The sequence below is a fragment of the Flagellimonas yonaguniensis genome (assembly GCF_029193885.1).
GTDB classification, from domain to species: Bacteria; Bacteroidota; Bacteroidia; order Flavobacteriales; family Flavobacteriaceae; genus Flagellimonas; species Flagellimonas yonaguniensis.
On record NZ_JARFVB010000015.1, the window covers coordinates 1 to 16,871 of the forward strand.

Genomic DNA, 16,871 nt, shown 5'->3' on the forward strand with positions numbered 1-16,871 from the left:
AGGCTATGCCGCTCTTTCAAGGCTTCCAATACCACCTTGGTCTTGAACTTCGGGGTAAACTTTCTTCGTGTCATATTCAGTAAATTTAATGATTAAACTTACTGCCCTAATTTTTGGGGTATCTACAGAGTTCTAAATTTTTAGTTTTCTTCCGTAACCTTCGCCTTTTATCTTTTCATCCTCACCCTTCTTGTCATATATGACATGTAACAGCTATTCAAAAATCTTTTTCTTGCCTCTATCATGGGAAAAGAAGAAAATTTATTGAATTGGATGGAAGACGGGTACGGTTCTCCTGAGGAACTCGCCAAAGTGTTGGATTTGGGGCTGGAAATGCTGTTTTATTTGGAAGAAGATACCTTTGACCGCAAGGAAGTGCACGAAGTGGTCGCTGCGCTTCGAGGGATTGTGGTTGGGTTGAGAGAGTAGTAACTTATTTTTCCATCAATAACCTTTGCATATGTTTTCTCAACATTCTTGGCAACTCTCTATACATTATAAAATCCTCTTTGGAATTCATCATAAGTAATTCTTCCATAATTGGATTACGAGTCGTTATTTCAAGCATTTCATCAAATTCCATTACTGCTTTCTCCTTTTCCATTCTCGATAAATCGGACTTGATTGTTCTAATGGTTTCTGTTCCCGATTCATATACCCATGGCATTTTTTCTCTTATTAAACCAAGTGCCATTAATAAACCTATTGTTGGATTTGGCGTCATGTGCAACATTTCTTCTACCATAGCTGGATAGAACCTTTTTCGTCTTTTTTCTCTATGTTCAGAATCAATTCTACTCTCAATTCTGGATGGCAGATCTTGAAACATTACCTTAATTTCTTCAAACAGTTTTGGAGTATCATTTTCATTGTAATGAATAACACTATCATTCTGGGGGTCTTTTTTTCTTTTAGAAAAAATCTCTCCTATAGATGTTATAAACTTTTGAACATGAAACTTGATAGTTTCTTCGTCCGGCTCAGAATTTGGAATTCTATCAACAAGTTGAAAAACAAGTTTACATAAAGATTCTTCATCTCCCCCACAATTTTGGAATTGGGCAAAAGGTCCGCTAGAAGCTTTCTTAAGTGTAAGTCCAAGTGCAACACCTAGTATTGGGGTATTTAATTTGCCTTTTGCCATCCCTGCTTCAAAAAGAATCCATGGTCTATCAACACTGTAAGGTGTTAATAAACATACAACGTCAGTTGCCCCCTGAATGTTCTTAATTATTTCTGGATACCATTCAACCCCATATTCAATGCCTTGATTACCTTTTTTATCTGATGACCGAAAAGATTTTAGGACACCTGCACTAACCCTTTTCAACAATATACTAAACGCTTCTGCTATTTCTGCATCCCTTGTATCATGACTAATAAAGACCAATGAGTTCGGAGATTTAGTCAATAGTTGTTCTTCTTGCTTTTCTTCTTTTGATTCACTCATTCTTACTTATTAAATTAAATCTTATCTAAAAATAAACATGCACAATTTTCATCCTAAAATTTATTAGGACAAACTGATTAATTCTTTTTTAAAACTTGGGGGAGAAAACTTTTAAAAAGTTATCCTAATATACACTTTTTGTTTAAAAATCAATTAAGGTTTTCTTTAATGTGTATTCTTGACCAGTTTTCATTCCATGCGATTGCGGAACTAAGCCGAAGTACTGCACAGAATCCAAATGTTCTGGATGGGATGCTGAAACAGGTTAAGCATGACGGGGCGTCATTTCGAAATGAGATGCAAAGCATCGATTGAGAAATCTCTTCCATTCTCAGATTTCTCACATCCGTTCGAAATGACAAAAAAATTACTTCGGGAAAATTCGTGGAATTCCTGCCTGCGGCAGGCAGGCGTGTCGAATAAATAATAAAGATTTCTCGAGCTCCTTCGCTCTCCTTCGAATCCGCTCAGGATGACAGCTCAGGAACAGCTCGAAATGACAAAGTGATTATCATTCATTGCCAATTGTTTATTGTTTCGGCCTGAGTAGTTTGCTCAAAAAGAACAGAGCGGCCATAATCAAAAGCATCAGCAAAAATACCAACCCAACATTCAATACCGTTGCTCCCCAACCAAGTTCCGTCACATTAAAAAAAGGATAGGGGTAAAACCCAGAAAAATGTCCACGCACCATCACAAAAACCAAATACCCTAAAGGGTATAGCAACCATTTGGAGATTTGTTTCCAAGTAACAACGGTCCTAGCACAGAACATGAGCCAATACACATACATAAACGCTGGGATGATGGTATGCAGCAATTCGTCCACCACCATTTGCAAACCCGTTGGGTTCCAAATATCACGCAACACCAATTGGTACACCAGGCCCACAACCACAATAAAAACAGTGAGCGCCATGGGCGTTGCCCTTTGATGGAAAAGAGTCAGTCGTTTCTGGTCCGCACCAAATATGCGTATGGTAAAAAACAATGCCACCAAGGTGTTGGTAAGTATGGTAAAGTAGCTTACAAATCGTACTAAACTTTCCACTATACCAGCCTCTCGGTTTTGAAGCATCAAATACAATTGGGCGAGTACGGCAAACCAACCCATACAAAGCCCCAAGATTTCAAAATTTCTGCGCATATACTACTTATTAATTCTATTCTCAATTGGGCAAATACACCCCTAAGGTCCCCTCAAGGGGACAATCCAAGTGGCCTTGATCATCTAAAAGAAAACAAACTGTCATTCCGTACGTATGCTGAGCGAAGTCGAAGCATAACACGGAATCTCATCCTAATACGATGCGCATAACGATAGCATCATTTCAAGATGAGGTGCAAAGCATCGCTCTTTAAACCATCTCGACCGCCCCTTCTCCCTCCTTCGACTCCGCTCAGGAACCAGCTCGAAATGACACCAAGGTTCTATGCCTTCGGCAAAAACACCTCTGCCATCATACAACGGGCACTACCGCCACCACAGGTCTCAATGGTATCCAAAGGACTATGGATAATGGGGCAATGCTTTTCAATGGCCTTGATTTGTTGCTCGGTCAAACTATTATAGGCTTGGGTGCTCATTACCACATAGCGCTGATCGTTTGTCCCAATTACTTGTAACATATTGCCTGCAAAGTGGCACATTTGTTCTTCCGTAATCCGGATAACCTCCTTACCGTCCATTTTGATGTGCTCCACCACATTCTTGCGTTCCTTTTTATCGTCTATGGAATCCAAACAGATGACTGCAAAGGTTTCCGCCATGGCCATCATCACATTGGTATGGTAAATGGGCAGTCGCTCGCCATCCACTGTTTGATTGGCATGAAATATTACTGGGAAGCAATCAAAATCCTCACAAAATTCAATGAACAGCTCTTCATGAGCACGCTCGGAAAGGGCGCAATACGCTTTTTGATTGACTCTATCTTTTAAGATACTACCTGTTCCTTCCAAAAACACGCCTTCATCTTCGGCAGCGGTATAGTCCATGATATTTTTGATGACAAAACCATGTTCCTCCAACAATTCCAACACATCTTCCCTACGCTCTTTTCTTCGGTTTTCAGCAAACATGGGGTACACACAAACGGTTCCGCTCTCATGAAAAGAAACCCAATTGTTCGGAAAAATCGAATCTGGCGTGTCCTGTTCCATATTGTCATCAATGGTAATCACATTGACGCCATGTTCCCTAAGCACCTCTACAAATTGGTCAAACTCTTGCTGTGCCTTTTTGTTGATTTCGGTATTTTTCAGATGCGGGTCTTCCTGAAAATAATTGTTGACCGCAGTTTGCTCGTTCATCCTAAAGTTCACGGGGCGCACCATAAGAATGGTGTTGGTAATCTGTTTTCTCAATACTTTGACTGTTTTCATTACCTGTGGCAGCAGGAAGTTAGGGTTAAATAATTATGCTCTGATCAAAGGCATGGTACTGCAACGCAACAAGCCTTCTTGTTTTGCTATTTCAGCATAGGGAATCTCCTCTACGGTAAATCCTTGGTCCCGGAGCCAATTGTTCAGTCGGGAAAAACTCTTTTCCGATACCACCACTTCGGGCGATATGGAAAAAACATTGCTGAACATTTGATACATTTCTTCTTTATCAATCTCAAAGATATTATCCGGCCCGAAGAAATCCACCAAGTATTGGTATTCCTCCTCCACCAAAAAACCATTTTTGTGCAAAATCGCTTTGTCCTTTCCCACAGGTTGAAAGCAACAATCCAAATGCAGTGCATTCTCCTTTGGATTGGTATTGGACTTTCGGAGTTCGAAGGATTTTACGGTTTTATGGGGAAACATATCCCGTATGAATTCCACGGCTTCGATATTGGTTCGCGCGGTAATGTAACCCGCATAGTCCACACCTGTGTAGGTTCCGATAAAAATATGATCGTTCCAGGGCATCACATCCCCTCCTTCAATATGCACTTCTTCTGGGGGACGGACAATTTTCGCAGGGTCAATTTGGTCCAAAACTTCATGAATCGCCACAAATTCTCGCTCGCGATCGGGCAGAATGTTGGCATGGAACAGTTTATCCTCTATCACAAAAGCTATATCCCTGGCAAATATTTGGTTGCAATCCTTCAATACCTCTGGACGATAAACTTTTACCCCGTATTTATTAAAGACTTGGGCAAAAGTCTCCATTTCCTTGATCATATCCGCCTCTTTGGGATAGGTTCCCGCTTTTATGTGCTCGATGGATTTAGGATCGTAGGCTTCCTCGATTGTAGGAATGGGACCACTGCTCTCAGCGGTTCCCAAAATCACAGCTTTTAGTCTGCTGGTCTCATCAACTACGTTCAATTCAATCATACAAGGTTTTTTTAAATGCCAAAAAATAGGCCATTGAAAGCATTAAGGAAAATCCTTAAGAATTCTGTGGCAAATCTAGTGTTTTAGTTAGACCTAATTATCAACCCAAATCATAAATACCCCCATACAACCACAGATATTGATCATTCAAACAAGGGTATATCACCATCATGCAAAAATCTACCTATCAAATAGTTAAAATTAGCCTCAAAAGCTCAAAAACTGACAAATATCAGATAGCGGTTTATTTTAATTATTACATTTGTATTAAGATTTTTCTTACAGATGAAAAAATTGCTATTGACATCAATTCTACTGGCGACAGTATTCGCGGTATTGGGCAGCATGGATGCTTTTCAAAAAATGGAAGGCATCAATGTAGCAGAAACAAATTCCAATTTGGGTGCACCCCCTGTTCATTCAGTTAAATATGATGACTGTATTACGGAAAGTGATTTTCCCGATGGGTATACGGTATACACTCACGATATTACCAATCAACATTCAGATTGGGACATCATGAAAGTTAACGAGTCTATCCAAAAATATACTAAATCATTGGATTCCACTTTAAAGAACTTGAACACTGTTGATGCCCATGAGTTTATTCATCAAGCCTTCCAAAAATCAAAAAGTGCCGTTGAGACCGAGAATATTTCAAACATCCAAAAGCACTACCATGGAGAAATTATGCGAATTTGCTATGCCAAAGACAAACAATTAAATCAAAATAAAGTAGGTATTCTTTAGTTTAAGATTTCCCTTCTCCCATAAAAAAAGGGCCTTACAGCCCCTCTTTTATTCCTTTTCGTCCCAAATCATCTTTTTTCCAATGGAACAAAGTCTCTAAGGTTTTCCCCAATGTAGACTTGTCTCGGTCTACCAATCGGTTCTTTTCTTAGTCTCATTTCTCTCCACTGTGCTATCCATCCAGGTAATCTACCCAAAGCAAACATTACCGTGAACATTTCCGTAGGTATGCCCAATGCCCGGTAGATGATTCCGGAATAGAAATCCACGTTGGGATACAATTTTCTATCCACAAAATAGCTGTCTTCCAAGGCTTCTTTTTCCAATCCTTTGGCGATATCCAAAATTGGATCTTCGATACCTAAGTTGCCCAACACTTCGTCGGCGGATTTTTTAATGATTTTAGCCCGTGGGTCAAAGTTTTTGTACACACGGTGTCCAAAGCCCATCAATCTAAAAGGATCGTCTTTATCCTTTGCCTTGGCCATATATTTTTTTGTGTCGCCACCGTCAGCTTCAATCGCTTCCAACATTTCCAAAACGGCTTGGTTCGCTCCTCCGTGTAATGGACCCCATAGCGCTGAGATACCCGCCGAAAGTGAAGCAAAAAGTCCAGCGTGGGAAGACCCTACAATACGCACAGTTGAAGTTGAGCAGTTTTGCTCGTGGTCTGCGTGAAGTATCAACAACTTGTCAAGGGCGTCAATAGCAATTCTATCTCTTTTATATTCTTGATTTGGTCTTTTGAACATCATTTTATGGATGTTCTCCACATATCCGAGGGTATCATCCCCGTAATCCAACGGAAGACCTTTTTTCTTACGCATGGCCCAAGCCACCAAAACCGGGAATTTTGCCAAAATTCGCACAATGGAATTGTACATGGCGGATTCGGATGACACATCCACACAAGATGGGTTAAAGGCCACCAATGCACTGGTCAATGAAGACAACACGCCCATTGGGTGCGCTGATTTTGGGAAGCCATCCAAAATTTTCTTCATTTCTTCATCTACTTGGGACTCTTCTTTGATATCACTATGGAATTTTTCCAACTGTTCTTTGTTGGGCAATTCCCCAAAAATCAAAAGGTAAGCTACTTCCAAAAAGTCGGCTTTCTCTGCTAAGTCCTCAATTGAATAGCCTCGATACCTCAATATTCCTTGCTCACCGTTCAGGAAAGTAATGGCACTTTCACAGGATCCCGTATTTTTATAACCGGGATCTATAGTCACCATTCCTGTTGAGGCCCTCAAGGTTTTTATATCTATGGCCAATTCATCTTCAGTACCTTTGATAACGGGGAATTCGTACTTTTTTCCCCCGTATTCGAGTATAGCTTTATCCGACATTTTATATTTTAATAGATTAATAAAAATAGAATGCGAAAATTACGAAAAAGCGCAGCCATTAACAATTTCCAGCTACTATTTGTGCTGATATTAACGCTAAAATGATATAGATAGATCGCCTTAATTCAATCTATAGAGCTGTTTGTAATAATCGTCCACGGATTTTTTCCATGTAAAACGCTTTTTCCGTGCTGCGGCTTGTATTTTTTTCCAGTTCGGCTTATCATTTTCGAACACATCCAGAGCAATGTCAAAAGCCTCCAACATGCTTTTTATTTTTTCATCGTAACTGTTCCCATCAAAGGAAAAACCCGTTTTCATATGCTCTACGGTGTCCTTTAATCCACCCGTGTGGTGAACCAAGCAAGGGTTTCCGTTTCGCATGGCCAACATCTGACTGATACCACAGGGTTCAAAGAGACTGGGCATGAAATAAAGATCGGATTCCAAGTATATGGAATCAATCAGTTTTTCCGATTGACCATTGGTAAAGATAAAGTTCTTGTGTTCGTAACTCAATTTCCTGAAGAGTTCCTCATACTCCGGTGCACCTGTTCCCAATAGCATAAAGATCCCATCCACCTTTTCCAGGCGTTTCAGGATTTCCACAAATGCCTCGGGCGATCGCATGAAGAAATAAAACTTTTGCTCCGTTAAACGTGCTACACTGGATGCAATGAATTTTGGTCTTTCCTCTACAAAAGCCATGATTTTCTCTCCGGTATGGGCCAAAAAATCGGCTTTGTATTTTTTATCCTCTTGTTGTAGCCACCCAAACAATGCCTTGACCGTATTCCGGTAAATATTGCCTTTCTTTTCTTTGTTGATGTTCTTGTAGTTGCAACCGTTCAAAATACCGAATAAGCGTCCTTCCTCATCCGCTGTTTGCAAATCTTTTTCCAGTCCTTCCCCTCCAATGAATTCGGGTGGGGAACTGGGCAGCAACACATCCTCTTTATAGGAAGGTGAAACGGTATGCACGGCATCTGCAAAGCGAATCCCCACGGCCATAAGATTGATGCAATCCTGATACCTGTAATCCATCAATTTTTGATAGTCCAAGGGCACATTGGGAAACCAGTTTTTGACGGAGGAATAGTTGCCATCAAACGGACGAATTCCTTGTATCGCCAAATTGTGGATACTATACACGATACGTATGTCCTTTAAGTTGGTATACTCAGGATGATATTCCCTCAAAAACAACAATAGACTGGAGTGCCAGTCGTGCAAGTGCACCAAATCCACCTCTCCAAATGCGCCTTGTTTAATGGCTTCGGCCACGGCCGTACAAAAGATGAAGTATTTGATGGCATCCGTATAGAAAGGCTCTTCTGGGTCGTTGTGGTATATGTGTGCGATATCCCCAGCTTCTATTTCTGGATGGTGCAGCACATAATGGAAAATATTCGGGAATTCTTTCTTGGGCTGAACCTCGTACAATTCCGCTGTATAACCTATCCCGCGTAAAGTGAAATTCAACGTGGTCCTGGGCAATCCCCCATGGTGGAGTCTGGAGTAAGCGGGCACCACTACGTGCACTTTATCGCCGCGTTCGGAAATTTGCCTGGGCACATCACGGACCACGTCGCCCATACCACCGGCTTTGCAATTCTCTAAAGCATCATTCTCGGCAGCGACAAAAAGAAAGTTATTCATGAGGGAAAATTTGAATGGGTGTTTAGTTAAACCATTAATTTAACCAAACTTTGTTATTGAAACAAAAAAAAGCCTTTCCCATTTGAGAAAGGCTTTTTGTATGCTAAATAATCATTATGCTTATTTTACCTTGAAGGCTTTTTCTTGTGGATAGTATGCGATATCGCCCAACTCTTCCTCAATTCTCAACAATTGATTGTATTTGGCCATACGGTCGCTCCTTGAAGCAGAACCAGTTTTGATTTGACCTGTGTTCAATGCAACTGCCAAATCAGCAATCGTGTTGTCCTCTGTTTCACCTGACCTGTGTGACATTACTGAAGTATAACCTGCATTCTTTGCCATGTTAACGGCAGCAATGGTCTCCGTCAATGTACCGATTTGGTTCACTTTGATCAAAATGGAATTGGCAATACCGTTCTCGATACCGCGAGACAAACGCTCTACGTTGGTCACATACAAGTCGTCCCCAACCAATTGTACTTTATCACCGATCTTTTCGGTAAGGACTTTCCAACCGTCCCAGTCGTTTTCGTCCATTCCATCTTCAATGGAAATAATAGGGTATTTTTCAGAAAGTTCGGCAAGATACTGTGCTTGTTCTTCAGAAGTTCTTACCGCTCCTTTATCCCCTTCAAATTTGGTGTAATCGTATTTTCCATCCTCATAAAACTCAGCGGCAGCACAATCCAAGGCGATCATTACTTCTTCTCCAAATTTATAGCCTGCTTTTTCAACGGCTTTGGCAATGGTATCCAAGGCATCTTCTGTTCCATCCAAAGTAGGTGCAAAACCACCTTCATCCCCTACTGCTGTACTCAAACCACGGTCGTGCAATACTTTCTTCAGATTATGGAAGATTTCGGTTCCCATTTGCATGGCATGGCTAAAGTCTTTTGCCTTAACCGGCATTACCATGAATTCCTGGAATGCAATCGGTGCATCGGAGTGTGAACCTCCGTTGATGATGTTCATCATTGGAACTGGAAGGGTATTGGCACTAACACCACCTACGTAACGGTACAAAGGCATTCCCAACTCATTGGCCGCTGCTTTTGCGGCTGCCAAGGAAACTCCCAATATGGCGTTGGCCCCCAATTTTGATTTATTCGGGGTACCATCCAATTCTATCATGGTCTGATCGATATGATTCTGCTCAAAAACTGAAGTTCCGATCAATTCCTCTGCAATGATGGTATTTACGTTGCTCACGGCTTTTCCAACTCCTTTACCCATAAAGGAATCACCGCCATCGCGTAACTCAACGGCTTCATGCTCTCCTGTAGAGGCTCCAGAAGGTACGGCTGCCCTCCCCAAAATTCCATTTTCGGTTACTACATCTACTTCTACTGTTGGATTTCCTCTGGAATCCAATATCTGTCTTGCATGAATGTTGATAATGATGCTCATTTTAATTCAATGTTTTTATAGTTGTGATTATTTAGGCTAAGATACAAAAGGTGGCGTTTTTAGCTTCATGATATTACTCACAAAACGCACTTAATTGCTTAAAAACAAAACTATAACGTTTTAGCGCTTGTTAAGAAATTTGACAATTGTTTTCTTATGACCCTTTTTGCGCATTTTTTCGTTACATCTTTGAACCATAACCACGGCTATGCTTAAAATTTGTTCCTCAAACTGCATCAAAAATGGCCTATCCCAATTTCAATCACAAATTCCTGAACAAACTCTTAGTTTTTCCTAGCCTTGATCAAATCGAAGAACTGGTCGAACAGATAATCTGCATCGTGTGGACCAGGACTTGCTTCTGGGTGGTATTGCACCGAGAACACATCCTTGTTCTTCATTTTGATTCCTGCCACGGTTTGATCATTCAAATGGGTGTGGGTAATCTCCAGCTCCGCATTGGCTTCGGTCTCTTCCCTGTTCACGGCAAATCCATGGTTTTGGGAAGTGATTTCCCCTTTGCCTGTCATCAAGTTTAGGATGGGGTGATTAATCCCTCTATGTCCATGGTGCATTTTATAAGTGGAAACACCATTGGCCAAGGCCAATACTTGGTGTCCTAAACAGATTCCGAACAATGGTTTGTCGGAAGCCATCATTTCCTTTGTGGCCGCCACTGCATCCGTCAAAGGTTCGGGATCCCCGGGTCCATTGGATATAAAATATCCATCCGGATTCCATTCCTTCATGTCATCATAGGATGAATTGTATGGAAACACTTTGATATAGGCTCCACGTTTTGCCAAGTTTCTCAAGATGTTCTTTTTGATTCCGATATCCAAAGCAGAAATCTTGACTTCGGAATTTTCATCACCGTAGAAGTAAGGCTCTTTTGTGGAAACCTTGGATGAAAGCTCAAGTCCTTCCATACTTGGCACCTGCTTTAACTCTTCTTTTAAGGCATCGATGTCGTCCACTTTTGTGGAAATCAATGCGTTCATGGCACCATTATCCCTAATGTAGCTTACCAAAGCACGGGTGTCCACATCTGAAATGGCCAATAGGTTGTTCTTGTCCAAGAACTCCAATAGACTCATATCTGCACTGGGCCTAGAATAATCGTAACTGAAATTTTTACAAATAAGGCCGGCAATCTTAATGGAATCGGATTCAATTTCATCTACATGGGTGCCATAGTTACCAATGTGGGCATTCGTGGTTACCATTAACTGCCCGTAGTAAGATGGGTCGGTAAAAATTTCCTGATAACCTGTCATCCCGGTATTGAAACATACTTCCCCTACTGCGGTACCTTCTCTTCCCCCAACGGCCTTGCCATAGAATATGGTTCCATCCGCCAACAAAATCAACGCTTTTTTCTTTGTGTGATACTTCATTTTGTGCTCTAGTTTCAGTTAACAAAAAAACATAAAAAAAAGGATAAGTTCTCACTTATCCTTTTTCCTAAAATACAATAGTTAATAACATTCTTCTTATTCTTCAGAATCGTCAGTTTTGGTTTCAGCTGCTGGAGCAGGTGCTTCAGCTTTCTTGGCACCACCACCTCTTCTACTTCTTCTGGTTGATTTCTTTTTAGGCTTACCTGCGTTGTAAAGCTCATTGAAATCCACCAACTCGATCATTGCCATGTCAGCGTTATCTCCCAAACGATTACCCAACTTAATGATCCTTGTGTAACCTCCTGGCCTATCACCAACTTTTTCAGCTACGGTGCTGAACAATTCTGTCACAGCCTCTTTACTTCTCAAGTTACTGAAAACAACCCTTCTGTTGTGCGTACCTTTTTCGGTAGTCTGATTGTTCTCGGTCTTTGCTTTCGTGATCAAAGGCTCGATAAACTGCTTCAACGCTTTGGCTTTTGCAACCGTAGTGTTGATTCTTTTATGCTCTATTAGGGAACATCCCATGTTGGCCAACATTGCCTTTCTATGGGCGGCTGTTCTACCTAAGTGATTAAACTTCTTTCCGTGTCTCATTGTTCTATGTTATCATCTTGCTACCAGATCCTATTTTTAAAGGAGAGCAAAATATGATTATTAATCTTTATCTAATTTGTATTTGGAAAGGTCCATTCCAAACTGAAGACCTTTGTTGATGACCAATTCTTCCAATTCGGTCAATGATTTTTTACCGAAGTTTCTGAACTTCATCAAATCGTTCTTGTTGAAGGAAACCAAATCTCCCAAAGTATCCACTTCGGCAGCTTTAAGACAGTTCAACGCCCTTACGGACAAGTCCATGTCCACCAATTTAGTTTTCAACAACTGACGCATGTGCAATGATTCTTCATCATAAGTCTCGGTCTGCGCGATTTCATCAGCTTCCAAAGTGATGCGCTCATCGGAGAACAACATAAAGTGGTGAATCAAAACCTTAGCGGCCTCGGTCAAGGCATCTTTTGGGTGGATGGAACCATCAGTGATGATTTCGAAAACCAATTTTTCATAATCGGTTTTTTGCTCTACCCTATAGTTTTCGATACTGTATTTTACGTTCTTTACAGGAGTGTAAACGGAATCAACCGCAATGCTTCCCAAAGGTGCATTGGATTTTTTGTTTTCCTCAGCTGGAACATAACCACGACCTTTTTCGATAACGATTTCCAAGTTGATGCTCACCTTAGGATCCATGTTACAGATGACCAAGTCTGGGTTCAGTACTTGGTATCCTGAGATGAACTTTTGGAAGTCACCAGCTGTCATTTGTTCTTTTCCGCTTACGGAAACAGATACAGTCTCGCTCTCAACATCATCAATCTGTCTTTTGAACCTAACTTGTTTTAGGTTCAGGATAATTTCTGTAACGTCTTCAACAACGCCTGGTATAACAGAAAACTCATGTTCAACTCCATCTATGCGCACAGAAGTGATGGCAAAACCTTCCAAAGAGGAAAGCAAAACCCTTCTCAGCGCATTCCCAACTGTTAATCCATACCCAGGTTCCAAAGGACGAAATTCGAATTTCCCCTCGAAATCTGTTGAATCGATCATTATAACTTTATCGGGCTTCTGAAAATTAAGTAATGCCATAATTGGATTAATGTTGAATTCTTATTTAGAGTATAATTCGACGATCAGTTGCTCCTTGATATTCTCAGGGATCTGAAGTCTTTCTGGAACGGCAACGTAAGTACCTTCTTTCTTTTCAGAGTTCCAAGTGATCCATTCGTAAACGCTGCTGTTATTGGCCAACGAATCTTCAATGGATTGTACGGATTTTGATTTTTCCCTAACACCAACTACATCGCCTGCTTTTAGTGAATAGGATGGAATGTTCACCACCTCTCCGTTTACGGTAATGTGACGGTGGGATACCAACTGACGGGCTCCTCTTCTTGATGGGCTGATCCCCATTCTGAAAACCACGTTGTCCAAACGAGACTCACACAATTGAAGCAATACCTCACCGGTAACGCCTTCTTTTCTTTTGGCCTCTGCAAAAAGATTACGGAATTGCTTTTCCAAAATACCGTAAGTGTATTTTGCTTTCTGCTTCTCCATCAACTGGATTGCATATTCCGATTTTTTACCACGGCGTCTGTTGTTCCCGTGTTGTCCTGGAGGGTAATTTTTCTTTTCGAATGACTTGTCATCTCCGAAAATCGCTTCTCCGAATTTTCTAGCGATTTTTGTTTTTGGTCCTGTATATCTTGCCATCTTCTGTTAATTTGAAAGTGCGATTATGAATTAAGGCTTATCCTTCGATAATCTAACTGCACCTTCGGGTGAAGACCCTTTTGGGGCCATTATTGATTCAATGAATAATTAAACTCTTCTTCTTTTAGGTGGTCTACAACCGTTGTGCGGTAGTGGAGTAACGTCAACGATTTCTGTTACTTCGATTCCTGAGTTGTGAATGGAACGGATAGCGGATTCCCTACCGTTACCTGGTCCTTTTACATAAACCTTCACTTTTCTCAATCCTGCTTCGTGAGCAACTTTAGCACAATCCTCTGCTGCAATCTGAGCTGCGTAAGGAGTGTTCTTTTTTGAGCCTCGGAATCCCATTTTTCCAGCGGAAGACCATGAGATAACATCACCTTTCTTATTGGTAAGGGAAATAATGATGTTGTTGAAAGATGCAACCACGTGCGCCTCTCCGGTAGATTCTACGACTACTTTGCGCTTCTTAGCTGTTTTAGTACTTGCCTTTGCCATACTACCTACTTATTATTTAGTTGCTTTTTTCTTGTTGGCAACTGTTTTTCTTTTTCCTTTTCTGGTCCTAGAGTTGTTTTTGGTACGTTGACCTCTCAATGGCAATCCAGACCTGTGGCGAATTCCACGGTAACAACCAATGTCCATCAGTCGCTTGATGTTCATTGAGGTTTCTGAGCGAAGCTCTCCTTCAATGGTGTAAGCTCCCACCGCTTCCCTGATTTTACCGATTTCTTCATCGGTCCAATCGGAAACCTTGGTATCTTCACTTACTTGGGCCGCTGCCAAAATTTCCTGCGCCCTACTTTTACCTATACCGAAGATGTAGGTAAGCGAAATAACGCCACGCTTTTGTTTAGGTATATCTACCCCTGCAATTCTTGCCATAATTACCCTTGTCTTTGTTTAAATCTAGGATTCTTTTTGTTGATTACATACAATCTGCCCTTTCTGCGAACAATCTTGCAGTCGGCACTTCTCTTCTTTATTGATGCTCTTACTTTCATGTAACTAGTATCTATACGTAATTCTTGCTTTTGTTAAATCGTATGGACTCATTTCCAACTTTACTTTATCACCGGGAAGCAACTTTATATAGTGCATACGCATTTTCCCAGAGATGTGCGCCGTTACCACGTGCCCATTTTCCAATTCTACCCTGAACATTGCATTGGACAATGCTTCAATGATAGTCCCGTCTTGTTCTATTGCTGGCTGCTTTGCCATAAATTTATGCTACTTTTCTGTTTTTACCGGTTTTCATCAAGCCGTCGTAATGTCTGTTCAACAAATAGGAATTTACTTGTTGCACAGTGTCTATCGCTACACCTACCATAATCAACAGTGATGTACCTCCATAAAACAATGCCCAGCCGGCCTGCACATCCATCAGCTTAACCACTACCGCTGGCAATACCGCCAACAAGGCCAAAAAGATAGATCCAGGTAATGTAATCAAGGACATTATTTTGTCCAAATAGTTTCCTGTTTCCTTTCCAGGGCGTATACCTGGGATGAAACCACCACTTCTTTTCAAATCATCGGCCATTTTGTTCGTTGGCACAGTGATCGCTGTATAGAAGTAAGTGAATATGATGATCAATACTGCAAATAGGATGTTGTAAGCCAGCCCGAATATATCGGCGAACTGTACTTCCATCCATTGTCCTGCAGCAGTATCATTAAATGTTTTCCCAATCAAACTTGGTGCGAACATAATTGCCTGTGCAAATATAATGGGCATTACACCGGATGCATTCAACTTAAGTGGAATGTACTGACGTGCTCCCATTACGTTCTTTTCGTATCCACCAGAAGCTGTTCTCCTTGCGTACTGTACTGGAATCTGTCTTACTGCCATGGTCAAATAAACACTGGCCAAAATTACCAAGAACCAAACAATCACCTCAATCAACATAAACATGATACCACCTGTATTGTTGGTTGTTCTTGATACGAATTCCTGTGCAAACGCTTGTGGCATTGTTGCGATGATACCTACCATAATCAACAAGGAAATACCGTTTCCGATTCCCTTATCGGTAATTTTCTCACCCAACCACATGGCGAACACACATCCTGTTACCAATATGATAACGGCTGGAACGATAAAATCCAAACCTTTGCCCAAAACAAATGCACTGTCCGGCACACCTAGGGCACCAAGACCGTACAAATAAGCAGGGGCTTGAACGATACAGATACCTATTGTTAACCAACGGGTAATCTGGTTGATGGTTTTTCTACCGCTCTCCCCTTCTTTTTGTAGCTTTTGAAGATAAGGAATCGCTATTCCCATCAACTGCACCACAATGGAAGCGGAGATATAGGGCATAATACCCAAAGCGAATACCGAAGCATTCGCGAAAGCACCGCCCGTAAAAGCATTCAGAATACCCAAGATACCATTTTCAGTCTGCGAGGATAATTCCGCCAACTGGGCGGTATCAATACCAGGAAGGACAACTTGGGCACCGAAACGGTACACCAATAACAATCCCAATGTTAGGATAATACGTTGTCTCAATTCATCTATCTTCCAGATATTTGATATGGTCTCAATAAATTTCTTCATGCTATAACTTCTTATAAACTTATTGCTTCACCTCCTGCTGACTCAATGGCAGCTTTAGCGGAAGCAGTAAATTTATGTACAGATACTTTAAGGGAGGCTTTCAATTCGCCATCGCCCAATATCTTTACCAAATCGTTTTTGTGGGCCAATCCGTTCTCAATTAGAGTTTCCAAAGTAACTTCGTTTTTCACGGTTCCCTTGTCAACCAATTCTTGGAGTTTGCCCAAATTGATTCCTGTGTACTCTTTTCTGTTCATGTTAGTAAAACCGAACTTGGGTACACGTCTTTGCAATGGCATCTGACCACCTTCGAAACCAATCTTTTTGGAATATCCAGATCTAGACTTGGCCCCTTTGTGTCCACGGGTAGATGTTCCTCCTTTTCCAGAACCTTCTCCACGTCCTACACGTTTTCCTTCTTTGTGCACAGCGCCATCCGCTGGTTTAAGATTATTCAAATCCATGTGCCTTTATATTTTAAGCTTCCTCAGTGGAAACCAAGTGTTTTACCTTATTTACCATTCCAAGGATACTAGGAGTTGCTTCATGCTCAACTTCCTGTCCGATCTTTTTCAGTCCAAGAGCCTCCAAAGTTCTTTTTTGGTCTTGTGGCTTTTTAATGCCGCTCTTTATTTGCTTAACCTTAATCTTTGACATAATATCCT

Annotated in this window: 20 protein-coding genes; 2 read left to right on the forward strand and 18 right to left on the reverse strand. The window is 41.2% G+C overall.

Features of this window, described 5'->3' with window-relative positions; translation table 11 throughout:
* Window positions 1–243: 243 nt before the first annotated feature.
* Entirely contained in the window at window positions 244–429 is a 186-nt protein-coding gene (locus PY092_RS16645; protein WP_275616941.1) for a hypothetical protein, read from the forward strand.
* Window positions 430–433: 4 nt separating this feature from the next.
* Here the strand turns inward: PY092_RS16645 and PY092_RS16650 are convergent, their stop codons facing one another.
* The 4 genes from PY092_RS16650 to PY092_RS16665 form a co-directional block, all read right to left on the reverse strand.
* Window positions 434–1,450, reverse strand: a complete 1,017-nt coding sequence (locus tag PY092_RS16650; protein WP_275616942.1) for a TIR domain-containing protein — start codon at window positions 1,448–1,450, stop codon at window positions 434–436.
* A 529-nt stretch (window positions 1,451–1,979) separates the two neighbouring features.
* The gene (locus PY092_RS16655; RefSeq protein ID WP_275616943.1) at window positions 1,980–2,597 is read right to left on the reverse strand and encodes a Pr6Pr family membrane protein; all 618 of its coding nucleotides are present in this window, start codon (window positions 2,595–2,597) and stop codon (window positions 1,980–1,982) included.
* A gap of 284 nt (window positions 2,598–2,881) precedes the next feature.
* On the reverse strand, window positions 2,882–3,835 hold the full coding sequence (gene ctlX / locus PY092_RS16660; RefSeq protein WP_275616944.1) for a citrulline utilization hydrolase CtlX: 954 nt from the start codon (window positions 3,833–3,835) through the stop codon (window positions 2,882–2,884).
* A gap of 33 nt (window positions 3,836–3,868) precedes the next feature.
* The gene (locus PY092_RS16665; RefSeq protein WP_275616945.1) at window positions 3,869–4,783 is read right to left on the reverse strand and encodes a dimethylarginine dimethylaminohydrolase family protein; all 915 of its coding nucleotides are present in this window, start codon (window positions 4,781–4,783) and stop codon (window positions 3,869–3,871) included.
* A 285-nt stretch (window positions 4,784–5,068) separates the two neighbouring features.
* Here PY092_RS16665 and PY092_RS16670 point away from each other — a divergent pair, with 285 nt between their 5' ends.
* Window positions 5,069–5,533: a hypothetical protein gene (locus tag PY092_RS16670; protein ID WP_275616946.1), complete on the forward strand. Its 465-nt coding sequence runs from the start codon at window positions 5,069–5,071 to the stop codon at window positions 5,531–5,533.
* A gap of 68 nt (window positions 5,534–5,601) precedes the next feature.
* Here the strand turns inward: PY092_RS16670 and PY092_RS16675 are convergent, their stop codons facing one another.
* The 14 genes from PY092_RS16675 to rpmD all read right to left on the reverse strand — a co-directional run bounded on the left by PY092_RS16675 (window position 5,602) and on the right by rpmD (window position 16,863).
* Window positions 5,602–6,885: a citrate synthase gene (locus PY092_RS16675; RefSeq protein ID WP_275616947.1), complete on the reverse strand. Its 1,284-nt coding sequence runs from the start codon at window positions 6,883–6,885 to the stop codon at window positions 5,602–5,604.
* A gap of 120 nt (window positions 6,886–7,005) precedes the next feature.
* Entirely contained in the window at window positions 7,006–8,544 is a 1,539-nt protein-coding gene (locus PY092_RS16680; RefSeq protein ID WP_275616948.1) for a glycogen synthase, read from the reverse strand.
* Window positions 8,545–8,664: 120 nt separating this feature from the next.
* A complete protein-coding gene (gene eno, locus PY092_RS16685; RefSeq protein ID WP_275616949.1) occupies window positions 8,665–9,954 on the reverse strand; it encodes a phosphopyruvate hydratase in 1,290 nt (429 codons plus the stop codon).
* 284 nt (window positions 9,955–10,238) lie between these two features.
* Window positions 10,239–11,351, reverse strand: coding sequence for a glutamine-hydrolyzing carbamoyl-phosphate synthase small subunit (carA, locus tag PY092_RS16690; protein ID WP_275616950.1), 1,113 nt, complete (start codon window positions 11,349–11,351; stop codon window positions 10,239–10,241).
* A 96-nt stretch (window positions 11,352–11,447) separates the two neighbouring features.
* Window positions 11,448–11,951: a 50S ribosomal protein L17 gene (gene rplQ / locus PY092_RS16695; protein ID WP_127138705.1), complete on the reverse strand. Its 504-nt coding sequence runs from the start codon at window positions 11,949–11,951 to the stop codon at window positions 11,448–11,450.
* Window positions 11,952–12,011: 60 nt separating this feature from the next.
* Window positions 12,012–13,004 (reverse strand): DNA-directed RNA polymerase subunit alpha, encoded by a 993-nt coding sequence (locus PY092_RS16700; protein WP_127138704.1) that lies wholly within the window; start codon window positions 13,002–13,004, stop codon window positions 12,012–12,014.
* A 21-nt stretch (window positions 13,005–13,025) separates the two neighbouring features.
* Entirely contained in the window at window positions 13,026–13,631 is a 606-nt protein-coding gene (gene rpsD, locus PY092_RS16705) for a 30S ribosomal protein S4 (RefSeq protein ID WP_275616951.1), read from the reverse strand.
* 108 nt (window positions 13,632–13,739) lie between these two features.
* Window positions 13,740–14,132 (reverse strand): 30S ribosomal protein S11, encoded by a 393-nt coding sequence (gene rpsK / locus PY092_RS16710; protein WP_014031989.1) that lies wholly within the window; start codon window positions 14,130–14,132, stop codon window positions 13,740–13,742.
* A 12-nt stretch (window positions 14,133–14,144) separates the two neighbouring features.
* Window positions 14,145–14,519: a 30S ribosomal protein S13 gene (gene rpsM, locus PY092_RS16715; RefSeq protein WP_275616952.1), complete on the reverse strand. Its 375-nt coding sequence runs from the start codon at window positions 14,517–14,519 to the stop codon at window positions 14,145–14,147.
* Between the two features lie 2 nt (window positions 14,520–14,521).
* Window positions 14,522–14,638, reverse strand: coding sequence for a type B 50S ribosomal protein L36 (ykgO, locus tag PY092_RS16720; RefSeq protein ID WP_010519235.1), 117 nt, complete (start codon window positions 14,636–14,638; stop codon window positions 14,522–14,524).
* 4 nt (window positions 14,639–14,642) lie between these two features.
* Window positions 14,643–14,858 (reverse strand): translation initiation factor IF-1, encoded by a 216-nt coding sequence (gene infA, locus PY092_RS16725; protein ID WP_014031991.1) that lies wholly within the window; start codon window positions 14,856–14,858, stop codon window positions 14,643–14,645.
* Between the two features lie 4 nt (window positions 14,859–14,862).
* Window positions 14,863–16,206: a preprotein translocase subunit SecY gene (gene secY / locus PY092_RS16730; protein ID WP_275616953.1), complete on the reverse strand. Its 1,344-nt coding sequence runs from the start codon at window positions 16,204–16,206 to the stop codon at window positions 14,863–14,865.
* A gap of 11 nt (window positions 16,207–16,217) precedes the next feature.
* Complete coding sequence (rplO, locus tag PY092_RS16735) at window positions 16,218–16,670, reverse strand: 50S ribosomal protein L15 (protein ID WP_275616954.1); 453 nt, start codon at window positions 16,668–16,670, stop codon at window positions 16,218–16,220.
* 13 nt (window positions 16,671–16,683) lie between these two features.
* Window positions 16,684–16,863, reverse strand: coding sequence for a 50S ribosomal protein L30 (gene rpmD, locus PY092_RS16740; RefSeq protein WP_207030334.1), 180 nt, complete (start codon window positions 16,861–16,863; stop codon window positions 16,684–16,686).
* Window positions 16,864–16,871 lie beyond the last annotated feature (8 nt).

Coding starts and splice junctions, on each gene's coding strand:
- PY092_RS16645 (WP_275616941.1), top strand. CDS start 244: ATGGGAAAAGAAGAAAATTTATTGAATTGGATGGAAGACGGGTACGGT.
- PY092_RS16650 (WP_275616942.1), bottom strand. CDS start 1,450: ATGAGTGAATCAAAAGAAGAAAAGCAAGAAGAACAACTATTGACTAAA.
- PY092_RS16655 (WP_275616943.1), bottom strand. CDS start 2,597: ATGCGCAGAAATTTTGAAATCTTGGGGCTTTGTATGGGTTGGTTTGCC.
- ctlX (WP_275616944.1), bottom strand. CDS start 3,835: ATGAAAACAGTCAAAGTATTGAGAAAACAGATTACCAACACCATTCTT.
- PY092_RS16665 (WP_275616945.1), bottom strand. CDS start 4,783: ATGATTGAATTGAACGTAGTTGATGAGACCAGCAGACTAAAAGCTGTG.
- PY092_RS16670 (WP_275616946.1), top strand. CDS start 5,069: ATGAAAAAATTGCTATTGACATCAATTCTACTGGCGACAGTATTCGCG.
- PY092_RS16675 (WP_275616947.1), bottom strand. CDS start 6,885: ATGTCGGATAAAGCTATACTCGAATACGGGGGAAAAAAGTACGAATTC.
- PY092_RS16680 (WP_275616948.1), bottom strand. CDS start 8,544: ATGAATAACTTTCTTTTTGTCGCTGCCGAGAATGATGCTTTAGAGAAT.
- eno (WP_275616949.1), bottom strand. CDS start 9,954: ATGAGCATCATTATCAACATTCATGCAAGACAGATATTGGATTCCAGA.
- carA (WP_275616950.1), bottom strand. CDS start 11,351: ATGAAGTATCACACAAAGAAAAAAGCGTTGATTTTGTTGGCGGATGGA.
- rplQ (WP_127138705.1), bottom strand. CDS start 11,951: ATGAGACACGGAAAGAAGTTTAATCACTTAGGTAGAACAGCCGCCCAT.
- PY092_RS16700 (WP_127138704.1), bottom strand. CDS start 13,004: ATGGCATTACTTAATTTTCAGAAGCCCGATAAAGTTATAATGATCGAT.
- rpsD (WP_275616951.1), bottom strand. CDS start 13,631: ATGGCAAGATATACAGGACCAAAAACAAAAATCGCTAGAAAATTCGGA.
- rpsK (WP_014031989.1), bottom strand. CDS start 14,132: ATGGCAAAGGCAAGTACTAAAACAGCTAAGAAGCGCAAAGTAGTCGTA.
- rpsM (WP_275616952.1), bottom strand. CDS start 14,519: ATGGCAAGAATTGCAGGGGTAGATATACCTAAACAAAAGCGTGGCGTT.
- ykgO (WP_010519235.1), bottom strand. CDS start 14,638: ATGAAAGTAAGAGCATCAATAAAGAAGAGAAGTGCCGACTGCAAGATT.
- infA (WP_014031991.1), bottom strand. CDS start 14,858: ATGGCAAAGCAGCCAGCAATAGAACAAGACGGGACTATCATTGAAGCA.
- secY (WP_275616953.1), bottom strand. CDS start 16,206: ATGAAGAAATTTATTGAGACCATATCAAATATCTGGAAGATAGATGAA.
- rplO (WP_275616954.1), bottom strand. CDS start 16,670: ATGGATTTGAATAATCTTAAACCAGCGGATGGCGCTGTGCACAAAGAA.
- rpmD (WP_207030334.1), bottom strand. CDS start 16,863: ATGTCAAAGATTAAGGTTAAGCAAATAAAGAGCGGCATTAAAAAGCCA.